The organism is Staphylococcus sp. AS1337 (assembly GCF_051408735.1).
GTDB lineage: Bacteria > Bacillota > Bacilli > Staphylococcales > Staphylococcaceae > Staphylococcus > Staphylococcus xylosus_B.
The window spans coordinates 394,872-408,354 of sequence record NZ_JBOIHZ010000001.1 but is presented as its reverse complement, the minus strand read 5'-3'; the positions used below and the strand labels follow the sequence as shown (position 1 = coordinate 408,354).

The 13,483-nt window shown below is 30.2% G+C and carries 13 protein-coding genes; 2 read left to right on the top strand and 11 right to left on the bottom strand.

What is annotated here, in order from left to right; translation table 11 throughout:
• Positions 1 to 19: 19 nt before the first annotated feature.
• On the top strand, positions 20 to 1,234 hold the full coding sequence (locus tag ACSUE0_RS01845; RefSeq protein WP_259338047.1) for a CynX/NimT family MFS transporter: 1,215 nt from the start codon (positions 20 to 22) through the stop codon (positions 1,232 to 1,234).
• On the top strand, positions 1,224 to 2,294 hold the full coding sequence (locus ACSUE0_RS01840; protein ID WP_119614034.1) for a hypothetical protein: 1,071 nt from the start codon (positions 1,224 to 1,226) through the stop codon (positions 2,292 to 2,294). Before ACSUE0_RS01845 ends, ACSUE0_RS01840 begins: the two co-directional genes overlap by 11 nt.
• 215 nt (positions 2,295 to 2,509) lie before the next feature.
• Here ACSUE0_RS01840 and ACSUE0_RS01835 read toward each other — a convergent pair whose 3' ends face one another.
• The 11 genes from ACSUE0_RS01835 to ACSUE0_RS01785 form a co-directional block, all read right to left on the bottom strand.
• On the bottom strand, positions 2,510 to 2,611 hold the full coding sequence (locus ACSUE0_RS01835) for a type I toxin-antitoxin system Fst family toxin (RefSeq protein WP_002495781.1): 102 nt from the start codon (positions 2,609 to 2,611) through the stop codon (positions 2,510 to 2,512).
• A 131-nt stretch (positions 2,612 to 2,742) separates the two neighbouring features.
• On the bottom strand, positions 2,743 to 3,918 hold the full coding sequence (locus ACSUE0_RS01830) for an ABC transporter permease (RefSeq protein ID WP_436955831.1): 1,176 nt from the start codon (positions 3,916 to 3,918) through the stop codon (positions 2,743 to 2,745).
• On the bottom strand, positions 3,915 to 4,595 hold the full coding sequence (locus ACSUE0_RS01825; protein WP_119614032.1) for an ABC transporter ATP-binding protein: 681 nt from the start codon (positions 4,593 to 4,595) through the stop codon (positions 3,915 to 3,917). Before ACSUE0_RS01825 ends, ACSUE0_RS01830 begins: the two co-directional genes overlap by 4 nt.
• Positions 4,592 to 5,707, bottom strand: a complete 1,116-nt coding sequence (locus ACSUE0_RS01820) for an efflux RND transporter periplasmic adaptor subunit (protein WP_436955829.1) — start codon at positions 5,705 to 5,707, stop codon at positions 4,592 to 4,594. Before ACSUE0_RS01820 ends, ACSUE0_RS01825 begins: the two co-directional genes overlap by 4 nt.
• Positions 5,708 to 5,802: 95 nt before the next feature.
• A complete protein-coding gene (locus ACSUE0_RS01815; RefSeq protein ID WP_436955827.1) occupies positions 5,803 to 6,285 on the bottom strand; it encodes a QueT transporter family protein in 483 nt (160 codons plus the stop codon).
• 20 nt (positions 6,286 to 6,305) lie between these two features.
• Positions 6,306 to 6,989 (bottom strand): 6-carboxyhexanoate--CoA ligase, encoded by a 684-nt coding sequence (locus ACSUE0_RS01810; RefSeq protein ID WP_436955825.1) that lies wholly within the window; start codon positions 6,987 to 6,989, stop codon positions 6,306 to 6,308.
• On the bottom strand, positions 6,982 to 8,115 hold the full coding sequence (locus ACSUE0_RS01805) for an aminotransferase class I/II-fold pyridoxal phosphate-dependent enzyme (protein ID WP_436955823.1): 1,134 nt from the start codon (positions 8,113 to 8,115) through the stop codon (positions 6,982 to 6,984). The genes ACSUE0_RS01810 and ACSUE0_RS01805 overlap by 8 nt, the downstream gene beginning before the upstream one ends.
• Positions 8,112 to 9,101, bottom strand: coding sequence for a biotin synthase BioB (gene bioB, locus ACSUE0_RS01800; RefSeq protein ID WP_436955821.1), 990 nt, complete (start codon positions 9,099 to 9,101; stop codon positions 8,112 to 8,114). Before bioB ends, ACSUE0_RS01805 begins: the two co-directional genes overlap by 4 nt.
• A 1-nt stretch (position 9,102) precedes the next feature.
• On the bottom strand, positions 9,103 to 10,461 hold the full coding sequence (gene bioA / locus ACSUE0_RS01795; protein WP_436955819.1) for an adenosylmethionine--8-amino-7-oxononanoate transaminase: 1,359 nt from the start codon (positions 10,459 to 10,461) through the stop codon (positions 9,103 to 9,105).
• Entirely contained in the window at positions 10,454 to 11,125 is a 672-nt protein-coding gene (bioD, locus tag ACSUE0_RS01790; RefSeq protein ID WP_017723565.1) for a dethiobiotin synthase, read from the bottom strand. Before bioD ends, bioA begins: the two co-directional genes overlap by 8 nt.
• 891 nt (positions 11,126 to 12,016) lie before the next feature.
• Positions 12,017 to 13,477, bottom strand: coding sequence for an aldehyde dehydrogenase (locus ACSUE0_RS01785; RefSeq protein WP_436955817.1), 1,461 nt, complete (start codon positions 13,475 to 13,477; stop codon positions 12,017 to 12,019).
• Positions 13,478 to 13,483 lie beyond the last annotated feature (6 nt).

The following is a 13,483-nucleotide window of genomic DNA, read 5'->3' as shown; positions in this document are numbered from 1 at the left end:
ATAACAATAGGAGGAAAAAATGCACAATGGTTTAACAAACGATAAACATAATAATATAAATTGGATGCTTTTTATTGGTATTTTGCTCATAGGAGCTAACCTTCGCGCACCTATAACATCAGTTGGGGTGGCGTTACCCAGTATAAAATCTGATTTAAATTTAACAAATATTTCGGTTAGTTTTATAACAATTATCCCTCTCCTTGCATTTTCAGTTGTTTCTTTATTAGCCGCAAGAACTAGCAATAAATTTGGAATAGAAAAAACAATTTTTTATGCTTTAATAGTGATTTTTATTGGTATTATTTTAAGATCACTGCCGCATGCAAGTTGGTTGTATATAGGAACTATCTTAATAGGTATTGGTATCGCTTTTGGTAACGTGCTTGCTCCAGCAATTATTAAAGCGCGGTTTCCATTACGTATTGGGATAATGACAGGGTATTATACGGTTGTAATGAATATATTTGGTAGTTTATCTTCATATGCTACTGGCCCCTTAGTAAAAACATTCAATTACAACATCGCCTTAATAACGATAGGTATTATTACTTTGTTCACTATCATTATTTGGGCTTCTCAAAAAAATGTGAAACAAGATTCTACGCACTCAATAAGTAATACTAAAGTTAATATATGGAAATCTTCAACAGCTTGGAAAATCACAATATTAATGGGAGGACAATCGTTAATATTTTATTCTTTAATTAATTGGTTACCTGAATACTTGTCAGATTATGGTGTTTCTATTAATTCATCTGGAATTTATCTCTCAATATTACAAATAGCTATTATTCCTCTTACTTTTATAACACCCATATGGGCTTCTAAAATGAAGTCTCAAGTACTACTTACATTTACTACAGGTGTTATTTTTATTATAGGGACAATTACTATGATGATGTTTCCTAAAATAGCCATCATTTCTATTATCTTACTGGGTATAGCTAATGGATTATCTTTTGGATTAGTTAATACTTTTTTCAGTTTAAAAACAGAAGAAAGTGTGACTGCTGCTAAGTTATCAGGAATGTCACAATCAATAGGTTATCTATTAGCAGCTATAGGTCCTCTACTTTTTGGTAGTTTACATGATGCTACACATAGCTGGATTCCTTCACTTTTAATTCTTTTGATTACTTCATTAGCAATAACCATTTTTAGCTCTAGCGCAGGTCGTAATGAGACAATTGAACAACAATTAGAAAGAAAGGCGGTAAACAATGATAAATAAATCATTTTTCTTATCAAGTAATAGTGGGAAAGGGGTATATGATTATTTTAATCAAGAAGCTCAATCATTAGAATATATATATGTTTTAAAAGGTGTACCTGGAAACGGTAAGTCCGGAATACTAAAAAATATTGCCAACTATCTTGAAGAACAACATAGACCGATAGAATTAGTTTATAGCTCTTTTGATTTCAAGACTTTAGATGGGCTTATTATCCTAGATAAAAGCATAGGTATTTTTGATGGCAGCTATCCATATGCTATTGAACCAGCACTACCATATATTTCTGGTGAAGTTATAGATTTAACAAGTGCGATAGATACATCAAAACTTAATAATAAACAAGAAGATATAAGTGCGTTATTTAAACAAAAAAAGCAGTTATTAAAAAACTATTCTACTCACATTATCAAATCAAGACAATTACATGATGATGTAGAATCCTATTTCAGTACTTCCATTGATATTGAAAAAGCGCAAACACTTAATAATCAAATTCTACAAAATATCTTCCAAGATGCTTATCAAGAAAAAGAAGCTATTGTGAAGCATAGATTTTTCGATACTATAACTGAAAATGGTAATTATGATTTCGTAAAAAATCTAACGAATGATATAGAAAAACGTTTCTTTATTAAAGGACGTCCAGGTTCAGGTAAATCCACATTACTTAAACAAATTGTATCTCAAGCTATCGAAAAAGGTTTCGATATAGAACTATATCATTGTGATTTTGACCCTGATAGTTTAGATATGATTATTATACCTGAATTAAGTGTTGCTGCTTTTGATAGTACATCACCACATAATTATGATCCTGAGCGTTCAGGAGACGAAGTTATAGACACTTATCAATCAATTATAGATAATCAAGCAGATGAAAAATATGAGAATGAAATTGCTAAAGGTACAAAACAATGGCAAGATGCATGGGAAAAAGCAGTTCGTTTTTTAGAAGAAGCTAAAGAAAAACATCAAGCAATTGCTGAAATTTATAAGCAGACTCTCAATTATAAAGAAATTAAGAACAAAGAAAAACAAATTATTGAAAATTTATAAATATATGAGAAAACGACTAAGTAGTAATATCTACAACGTACATTTATCATATAAAATTTATACATTCATCTGTTTAAATAATTCATAAGTGAAGTTTTGCATTCCTACCAACTATGATGTTATAATGCACTTAACAAAGTTATTAAGCATAATACACCAATCCCCTCACTACTTCCGATAGTGAGGGGATTTTTTAGGTGTTGGCTAAAGGTCGCCTATTTTTTCTTATCGTTGCGATTGCGTAGCCAATGCGCAAATAACGCTACGATACAACCACTCGCTGCCGTGGTCGTGATGTGAACAAAGTTATCAAGCATAATTACACCTCCTCTCTACGCCAACTTGACGCCTGAGAGATAGGCGACTTCATTATTATATCATCTGTAAACACCTAAGCGTATGCACTTCCGCCAAGTTGAATTATGTTAATTTGTCATAATCCTAGAATTTATTTAATAATATCAATTAACTCTTTTTTAGCTGCTGCTCGAGCTGGAATCCAACCGAAGACAATACCGATCAACATAGACACACCTACCGCAATGACTACAGAACTGATACTAACAACACTCTTAATATAATCTGGTGTGACCGCATCAACTAGACTAGCGATTAAAATACCTAGAATCAATCCAATGAGACCACCGAGTACACATAGGACAACACTTTCCACTAAGAATTGTAGCTCAATGTCACGACTTTTCGCACCAAATGCGCGTCGAATCGCTATTTCTTCAGTACGTTCAGTAACTGAGATGTACATTACATTCATAACACCAATACCTGCAATAAATAACGAAATTCCTGCTACTGCTGCCACAAAGTAAGTAATACCATCAAATACTTTGTTAATACCTTTCATCATTTCTTCAGTATCATTATAACTATAGCTACCGTCACCCATGCCCGAACCTTTTTTATTCAATTTATCCGCAACTTTGTTAGCTACTTCTTTTTTATTCGCATTATCGGCAATTGTTAATTGCAATGACGGAAAATCTTGTTGTAAATTGCCCATATATTGATTAAATGTTTGAGACGGCATGCTAACAGCTTTTGGGTTCATCATATCATTAACGATACCTACAACTTCAAAGCCTTGGCCATCAATATACAACGTCTTACCTATCGCATCTTTATTAAAGACATCTTTGGCAATTTTATCATCAACCGTTACGACCTTTTTTCGTAATTCATTATCTTCTGAATTAAAGCCTTTTCCTTCTTCAGGACTCGTTACTTCGTCCTTTTTCAGAATACTAATGTCGCCTTTTTTCTGTGGATTTGTCATTTTTGCTGAATAACCTTGATCCTCAGTTTCTTTAATTTCGGCATCTGACACGCCATCAATTTGTTTAACAATACCTATATCTTGCTGACTAAAAGGGTTATTTTTCGCACTTTCTCCATTGCTTGTCATAAAGCTAATAATTGCGGAGTTTTTACCAGCACCTGAATCTGAAAATTCATCTGCCGCAGTCTTTTTAAAACCATTACCTAATGACATAATCGTTATAACCGCCGCAATACCAATAATAATTCCAATCATAGTAAAGATATTACGTCGTTTGTTTTTTAAAATAGATTTGAACGAGATGGCGATGATATTCGATAAATTCTTCATTCTACCACCTCTTCCTGCTGAACACGTCCATCTAAAATATGAATAATACGGTCGGCTTTATCAGCCACTTTACGATCATGTGTGACCATAATCATCGTCGTATTATACTCTTTATTTAACTTCATAAATAATTCCATAATATCCTTTGAAGTCTTCGAATCTAACGCTCCGGTTGGTTCATCGGCAATAATAAATTTAGGCTGATTAATAATGGCACGTGCAATTGCCACACGTTGTTGTTGCCCACCTGATAATTTATTAGGCACAAGATGCTCTTTATCGTATAATCCAACGTCATGTAACGTATTGATTACCCTTTCTTTACGCGCTTGTGGTCTTAAACCAGCATACACCAAAGGAATACTTACATTCTCTAAAATGGTATTATTTTGAATTAGTTTAAAGTTTTGGAATACGAAACCTACGGTCTTATTTCTAATATCTGAGAGCTGATTATCTGAAGTTTTTTTATAATTTTCTCCATTAAAAAGGTAATCTCCTTCATATCCGCGGTCAATAAACCCTAATATATTGATTAATGTACTCTTACCAGAACCTGAAGGGCCCATAATTGCAATGAATTCACCTTCGTTAATGTTGATATTAATGTCTTTCAAAATATGGTTCTCTTTATCCCCATTTTTGAAGTGGCGATTGATATCTACAAGTTCTATCATGATGACACCTCAACTTTGTCTCCATCATTTAATGTGTTTTTAGGATTTTTGAGGACTTTGTCACCTTTTTTCAGCCCTTCTTTAACAAAAATTTCTCCATTTATTTTATCAATTTTAATATTACGTTTTTCTACTTTATTATCATTATTAACGACAAAAACATTATTATCTTTAGTTAATACCGATTTAGGTAATTTAATAGAGTCTAGTGGTACTTTTACTTCCATAGAATAACCTGCACGTACTGGAATATCTATATCACTAATAATCACTGTGTACTTAGATGACTCTGAATCATTACCGCCACTTGGTGCTGATTGAACCGGGTTTGATGACTGTGTTGTAGCACTTTCTTCATCACCACTTCCTCCGGCACTCGCACCACCTGCTGCACCAGATTCACTCAACTGATCTTCATAGCTTTTAGGTAATTCTGCGATTTTTTTAATTGTCCCTTTACCTGTTTTACCGTTACTTGTGATTTTAACGTCTACCTTGTCTCCTTCTTTGATTTTTTCTAAATCAAATTCTGAAACAGTTGTTTTAATTTGTGGTTCGTTTGAAACCAATTGCAATATCGTTTGCCCATCTGCTACATTTTCCTTATTTTTGATATCTACTTTACCATCAAATGCTGCATATACGCTGTCATTGATTTGTTTATCGTGTTGATTCAACTGTTGTTGTGCTTCGCTTAATGCACTTTGATCTTGTGCCAGTTTCTTTTGTAAACCATTGTTATTTGGCGCTTGATTAATATTTCTATAATCTTCATTAACTGCTTGCTGTGCTTCGTCCACTTTATTTACTAATTGTTGGCGTTTATTGTTGTTAACGTTATAGTTAATGAGTGAGTCACCTTGCTTAACTGATTGACCATCATCAACTTGTGGACTTACAAATGTGCCTAATTGACTATTGTTGTTATATGTTTTTACTGCTTGAGGTGATGCTTTCCCCTCTAAATTAAGTGGACTTTCTTTCTCCACTTTATATGTATCGTAACCGTCTTTATCTTTTTCATCACTATTCGCTTGTTTTAACACTAAAGCAATAGCTAACAATCCTATAACTGCAACAATTCCTATAAGCCACATCCATTTTTTCTTCAATTAACAAACACTCCTTGTATATCCATTTAAATATAGAATGACAATTATATATAGATTACCTTAAAACCAATATAATTGTCATGCTATTTTTTCATTCAATTTTTATTTATACTAATATTTTTAATTAAATTATTTTTAATTAAACTCAAATATAACGGGATCAGTACAATTATAGTGAACATTATCCCTGGTGCAGCGTTAATAACTACGACTAAAATAGGTAAATTCAAAATTTGAGATAAAATAATTCTTGATAAAGTACTACCTAATACAGCGGCAATAATCAAAGAAAAAACATTCACTTTAAAAAACCAAATAACTAAAATTGCTACAAACCTAAAGCAGAAAGACACAATCAAATTAATAGGATTAAATATACCTAATATTAATAATATAAAACTAGATAACAATCCTCCAATAAAATATTTCTTAATACCAAAAATAGCTAAAATTAAAAGAGATACAGGTGCTGAAAGTTGGAATTCTAAACCTGGTAAAATTGATGGCATTTTTATTATTGCAAATATACTTAATATTGCTGCAATGCAACTTATCTGCGTTATTTCTTTTGATGACAATTTAAGCACTCCTAATTTTATTAATATATTATTTGTTTAGGTACTTCCTCTAAAAATGCAATATATTTTTTTAGATCTATTTTTTCACCAACAAAAATAATTCTACCTCCTACACGTGTATTCTTATTTTTAATATTAAATATTCTATTATATCCTAATGTGGGAGAAGCATAATAACCTGTAGTATAATTTAAGTCATCAGATACACATAATTCTCCTTTAACATTATTAAATAAATTTATACAGGTTGCTATTGATAGCGCATCTTTTACTCGTTCAGAGATATCATTGATTTTATTTTTGTTTTTAAAAGCAAAATTTGTCACTCTAACACCTCTATTTTTAGTAGAATCTAGTCGCTTTCCTGTTTTTGCCGATAAAATAATAGCCCCAGTATAAGCGATATCATTTTCAATATATTGAAATCCATTTTTTAAAGCTTTATCAGAAATACCACTATTATTAGCCAAATCTTGCATATTAGTATTTTGATTCTGGATTATTGGTAAAGCTTTTAGATTTTGAATAGGTTTTGTTATTTTTTCAATTTTTAAATTCAAAAAATCTATACTTCCGTTTTCATGATAAAAAGCTTTATTAAAATATTTTTTAATATTTTTTTCTAAATTTTCAAATTCACATATGGTTTCGGCACCACTTATATGAATTTGCTCATTACTAGCTCGCATCTTAATACTATACATTTTTTTCACCTTGATAATATTGATTGATTAGTTCTAAAAGTTTATCGATATCTTTTTCATCATGAAAATAAGATAACGAAATTCTTAATGTCGGTTTTTCGACTGTTGGATATCTTAAATAACTTAAAAAAATACCATTTTCGAAAAGTGTATTATATATCTTTTTAGCCACATCTAATCTATCAAAAGTAATTTTTTTAATTGGAGAGGCAGAATTTGTTTGATTTGGAAAAAGAACTTTAAAACTTTTATTAAAATAGTCACTTAAATATGTTAATTTTTCTCGTCGTTTATCAGCATCAAACAAACACTGTAAACTTTTTTTAATAAAATATAAATTATAAATAGGCAAGCTACTCGAGTAAATTAACGTTCGTCCCTGATTAATCATTAATTTTCTTATATCATTAGAACTTAAAATAATCCCCCCATGCGCGACCCATGCCTTTGATAAACTAGCTGTTAAAACATCTACATCATGATAGTTTTCAAATATACTTAAACCTAAACTATGAGAAGCATCCATCAAAAGAATTGCGTTATATTTATTTTTTAATTCAACTAATTTTTTTATATTTACAATATTTCCATTAGTCGAAAAAACACTATCTGATACGATTAATTTTTGAACATTTTTGTTTGAATGATATGCTAATTTTTCTTCTAAATCTTTATAATCTAAATGATTATAAATTTTTTTATCTAAACCACTGAGTCTAATGCCATCTATGATACTCGCATGGTTTTTTTGATCTGAAAAAACTAATATATCTTCATCTTTAAAAATATTGAATATAGATAAATTAGCATCATACCCACTATTAAAAATTAAGCAATTTTTGAAATTAAGCCAGTTGCTTATAGTAGATTCTAAATCATCATATATTATTGAATTTCCACTAACTAATCTAGAACTAGATAAATTTGGACTATATATCTTCATAAATTCTGAAAAATCTTGAATACTAAATTTTAATTGTCCTAAACCTAGATAATCATTAGAGGTAAAATTTGTATATCTTTTACCGTCTATATATATATATTTATCACAAACGCATTCTATAGATTTAAGTTTTCTATATAAACCTTCTTCATGTAATTTTTTTAAATTACTCTTCGAGTTCATTCCTCATTTCCTTTCAGTTCATTATATCCAGAGTCAATTTCAAATCCTAAGTCTTCTATCATCTTATAATCCAATTTATTAGGCTGTCCTCCAGTAATTAAGTAGTCTCCTACAAATATTGAATTTGCTGCCTTTAAAGCCAAAGGTTGTAATGAACGCAAATTAACTTCTCTACCACCAGCAATTCTAATTTCTTTTGATGGGTTAATTAGTCTAAATAAAGCTATAAGTCTCAAGCATTTCATAGGAGTCAATTCATTCATTTCTCCAAATTTTGTACCTTTAATGGGATGTAAAAAATTAATAGGAATACTATCGGCATCGATTTCTTTTAAGGCAAAGGCCATGTCAATAATATCTTGATTTGACTCTCCCATTCCACAAATCACACCAGAACAGGGCGATATATTGTTTTCTTTCATAATTTCTAAAGTGTTTGTTCTATCTTTATACGTGTGCGTAGTTACAACTTCTTCATGATAGTTTTCACTAGTATTTATATTATGATTATATCTATCAACGCCAGATAATTTGAGTTTTTTAGCTTGTTCATCATTAGTTAAACCAAGGCACGCACATATTTTCAATTGAGGGTGGTTTGATTTAATTTCTTCTACAGTTCTACTTATGTGATCGATCTCCTTATTACTAGGGCCTCGTCCACTCATTACAATACAATACGTACCTATGTTATTCTCATGAGCTACTTTTGCTCCACTAATAATTTGTTCTTCCGGAACTAAAGCATATCTTTGCTTTTGCTTCATATCTCTAGATTGACCACAATAACCACAATTTTCTGGACATATACCACTTTTAGCATTTAAGATCATATTTAGTTTCACTTTTTTTCCATAGTAATGTTTTCTTAATATATAAGCCTCGCTTAATAAATCTAATGTATCTATATTAGTATCTTCATATATTTTCAATAATATATCTTTAGTTAAAGTTTCTCCTTGTAAAATTCTTTCAGCTAAATTCATGCTACTCATCCCCATCTAATATATTGTGTAGTGATTTTTCAAAAATATTAACCATTTTTTTAATTTCTTTATTGGACATATTTAAAATTGGAACAAAAGTAATAACATTTTCTAAATTTCTTATCATTAATCCATTTTCTTTACAATTTCGCACTATTCTTTCTACACTATTTATATCTAAATCTACTTTATTATGCTTATCTTTTACTAATTCAACGCCAAACATAAGCCCTCTACCTCTAATATCACCTATATTTTCATGAGATTTAAGAGTGTGTAATCTACTTTTTAATGTCTCAGAAGTTTTTTGTATATGTGCTATAAGATTTGTTTTTTCAAAAAGATTAATATTTTCTAAAGCAACAGAACATACTATTTGGTTACCCGTATAAGTATGACCATGGAAAAATGTATTAATGCTATGATTATCGCTTAAAAATGCTTTATAGACCTTTTGAGAAGTTAAAGTAGCAGCTAAAGGTAAATACCCTCCTGTAATTGCCTTACCTAGACACATAATATCTGGTTGTACATTTTCATGATTACAAGCAAACATTGCACCTGTTCGTCCAAATCCCACAGCTACTTCATCACAAATTAGAAGCACATTATATTTTCTACATAACTTTTCTACAGATTTTAAAAATCCTTCTGGATGAACGAACAAACCGGTAGCTCCTTGAATAAGAGGTTCTAAAATAAAACCTGCTATTTCTTCATTTCTTTCTAATAAAATATTTTCAATACTATTTAAAATTGAATCAATCATATCCTTTTCATTTACGTATCTACTTTTATATATAGATGGGCTTTCTATCTGTATATTTTCAAATATCAAATCTTTAAAAATTTGATGGAAGCTGTCTATACCCCCAACACTTACAGAACCTAAGGTATCTCCATGATATCCATTTTTTAAAGTTAAGAATTTATTTTTTTTAGAATATTTATTTCGATCAATGTTTTTCCAATATTGATAGGCCATCTTAATAGCTATCTCCACTGACGCACTACCGGTATCTGAATAAAACACCTTTTTAAGTTTCTCAGGCGTAATATTCACAAGTTTTTTTGCAAGTTCTATAGACGGGATATTAGATGACCCTAAAAGTGTTGAATGCGCAATTTTGTTTAATTGCTTTTTAATCGCTTTATTTAGTTTTTTATTATTATGTCCGTGAACATTAACCCATAACGAAGCATATCCATCTAAATATTTTTTTCCATTTGTATCATATAAGTAACTTCCTTTCCCTTTTTCAATAATAATAGGGTTATCTTTTGTGTAAACGCCCATCTGAGTAAATGGATGCCAAACATATTCTGAGTCTTTAATCTTTAACTCTTTTGTATTATTCATTATTTCCTCCGATTAGATATTGAATAAATTCTTCTGAAAAATCACTGTGGATACCATCCTTTTGGAAAGTATAAACAACCTTTTCCGTTTCTTTTTCAATTGTTTTTTTATTATCATTTTCAATAAAGTCATTTATGTAATTATTCATAATTAGTAAATTAGGTGGGAGATCTTCCTTATCTATATAACTTTGATGCACAATAGCATCGCTGATAGCACCTAATTTTGAAGGTAAAACGCTAATTATAAGTTCAGATGTTTCTTTGATTAAATCTTTAGTCATATAAAAATGATTATCATATTCATAAATAGGTACCCCAATACCTCCTGCACCTTCTATTAAGACAATATCAAATTTATTTTCTAAAAATTTGACCCTATGCAATAATTTTTGTCTATCTAGTTTTTGGTTCTTTTCAATTTTAAACGCTAAATGTGGCGATACTGGATCACTGAATTTATATAATGATGTCATTTTATAATCTAATAAGCATTCTTTTTTAAATACATCTAAATCAGGGTATCTTCCATTATTTATTTCTTCTGTTTGAAACGGTTTAAAAATGCATACATTATAGCCTTTTTCTTTTAATAGTTTAAAGAGATTTTTAGTTATATAAGTCTTTCCCATATTCGTATTAGTACTTGTAATAAATATATTCATAAAAAATCTTCCCCCTTTAAATGTTAACCTTTATAAATTAAAAGTTTACATTTAAAAAATAATATTTTCAAGTTATTATAACTAAAATTGTATATTCAATATTTTTTACACTCTACTAACTCTCAATTAATACTATAAATAGGTATGATATTACTTATTAAAAATTCTTGTTTCATTACATCTAAAAGTCGATGAAACGACTAATATATTTCAGTTATATAAATAGCAAAATTTAAATTCTGAGGTGTTAACCGCTATTACAAAACAATTGGAACAAAAAGTCTTGTACGTTATTTCAAAAACATTAAAATGAATATAAAATGGAATTTGAAGTTACCGGCGAAGGCAAATGTAAAAAAATAATTTTATGAGATAACTTTTGAAATTGTATAGAATTTGAAACATGATGGCCACAAACTTTATATAAATATGCTAGAAGAGCTTTTTTCAATATTAAGTCATTATAAATTTAATTATTTATAATAGTTTGGTAATGGAAACAATTTTGGTAGAACTAAATAATCCCCTCACTATTTGAGTTAGTGAGGGGTTATTTAGTTCTACTGTGCATACTTATAAAATATAAGTTTACTTTACTACTTTATTATTTATAAATATTTACCATTTACGCTCAATAAAATTTTAATAAAGAGCATTTTTACAAGTATCAATGACTACTTTGATAGCAACATTTCCATTAGAATGCACCACGATATTAAAACCTAATTTTTGAATTTTTTTAAATATATCAATTAATTGGTTGTTATTTATCAATGGTCTAAGCGCTTCGTTAACATCTAAATACTTATTACGAAAGAAAAAAATACAATTGAAATTCAACTAACCTCAATTGCTGTATTTAATGACGATAGCTGAACTAAAAATTAAAACTTATCTCATTACAAAAGGATCGGCCATTTGTTCAGATGAGGAATTTATCCATATTGTTTTTGTTTTTAAATATTCATTAATAGATTCTATACCACCTTCCCTGCCATAACCACTCATACCTGAACCGCCAATAGGGGCCATTGGTGAAATACTTCTATAAGTATTCACCCATACTATGCCTGAATCAATGGAATCAATCATTCGTTGTGCTCTTCCAATGTTTTCTGTCCAAATTCCTGCGGCTAAACCATAGCGTGTGTCATTAGCTAATCTAATAATTTCCTCTTCATCATTAAACCTTATAATACTTAGAACAGGGCCGAAAATCTCCTCTTGCACTAAACAATCAGAATGGCTAGTATGTTCAAATATTGTTGGCTCAAAATACCATCCTTCTTTTAAATATTCTGGTCGTTTTCCTCCCACAACTAGATTAGCTCCTTCTTCAATTCCTTTTGATACATATTTTTCAATTTTTTCTAATTGCTCTTTAGTAGCTACTGGACCAACTTCAGTTCTGTCATCTTGAGGGTCACCTACAACGATTGAATTAGTTCTTTTTACTAATTTTTCCATAAATTCATCATAGATATCATCATGTAGGAACACTCTTGATCCAGCCACGCAACTCTGTCCAGTACCTCCAAAAATACCAGCTAGAACGCCCATTAAAGCATTATCTAAATTTGCGTCATCAAAAATGATATTGGGGGATTTTCCTCCAAGTTCTAAAGTTGGTTTGGCAAAATTTTCAGCAGTATTTCTCACAATATGACGTGCTGCTTCTGGACCACCAGTGAATGCTACTTTACTGATATATGGGTGCGTTGTTAATGCATCGCCTACTTCGTTACCAAATCCTGTAATAATATTAATAACACCATCAGGTACACCTGCTTCTTCTGTTAACTTAGCAAATTCTAAAAGAGAAGCTGAAGTATATTCAGATGGTTTAATAACTATAGTATTTCCTGCTGCTAACGCTGGTGCTAACTTAAGAAAAGTTAAATATAAAGGGGAATTCCAAGGTGTTATAGCTGCTACAACACCGACTGGTTCTTTTTTTGTATAAACAAATAAATCTTTTTTATCAATTGGTAATGTATCACCACTAATTTTGTCAGCCAAGCCAGCATAATAATAGAAGAATTGTGGCATATAGCTGAGCTGTCCCTTCATCTCTCTAATTACTTTGCCATTATCCTGAGTTTCAAAAGCAGCTAATTCATCAACCTTTTCAGCTAATATGTCTCCAAGCTTTCTTAACACTTGTCCACGTTCAGTGAAAGTCTTTTCAGACCAAGACGAACTTTTAAATGTATTATATGCAGCTTCAACAGCTTTTTGTACATCTTGTTCATTTCCTCTTGCTATTTGGCTCCATGCTTTCCCTGAAGCAGGATCATAACTATCAAAATACAAGCTATTTGTTGGTTTTTCCCACTTTCCATTAATATACATATTATA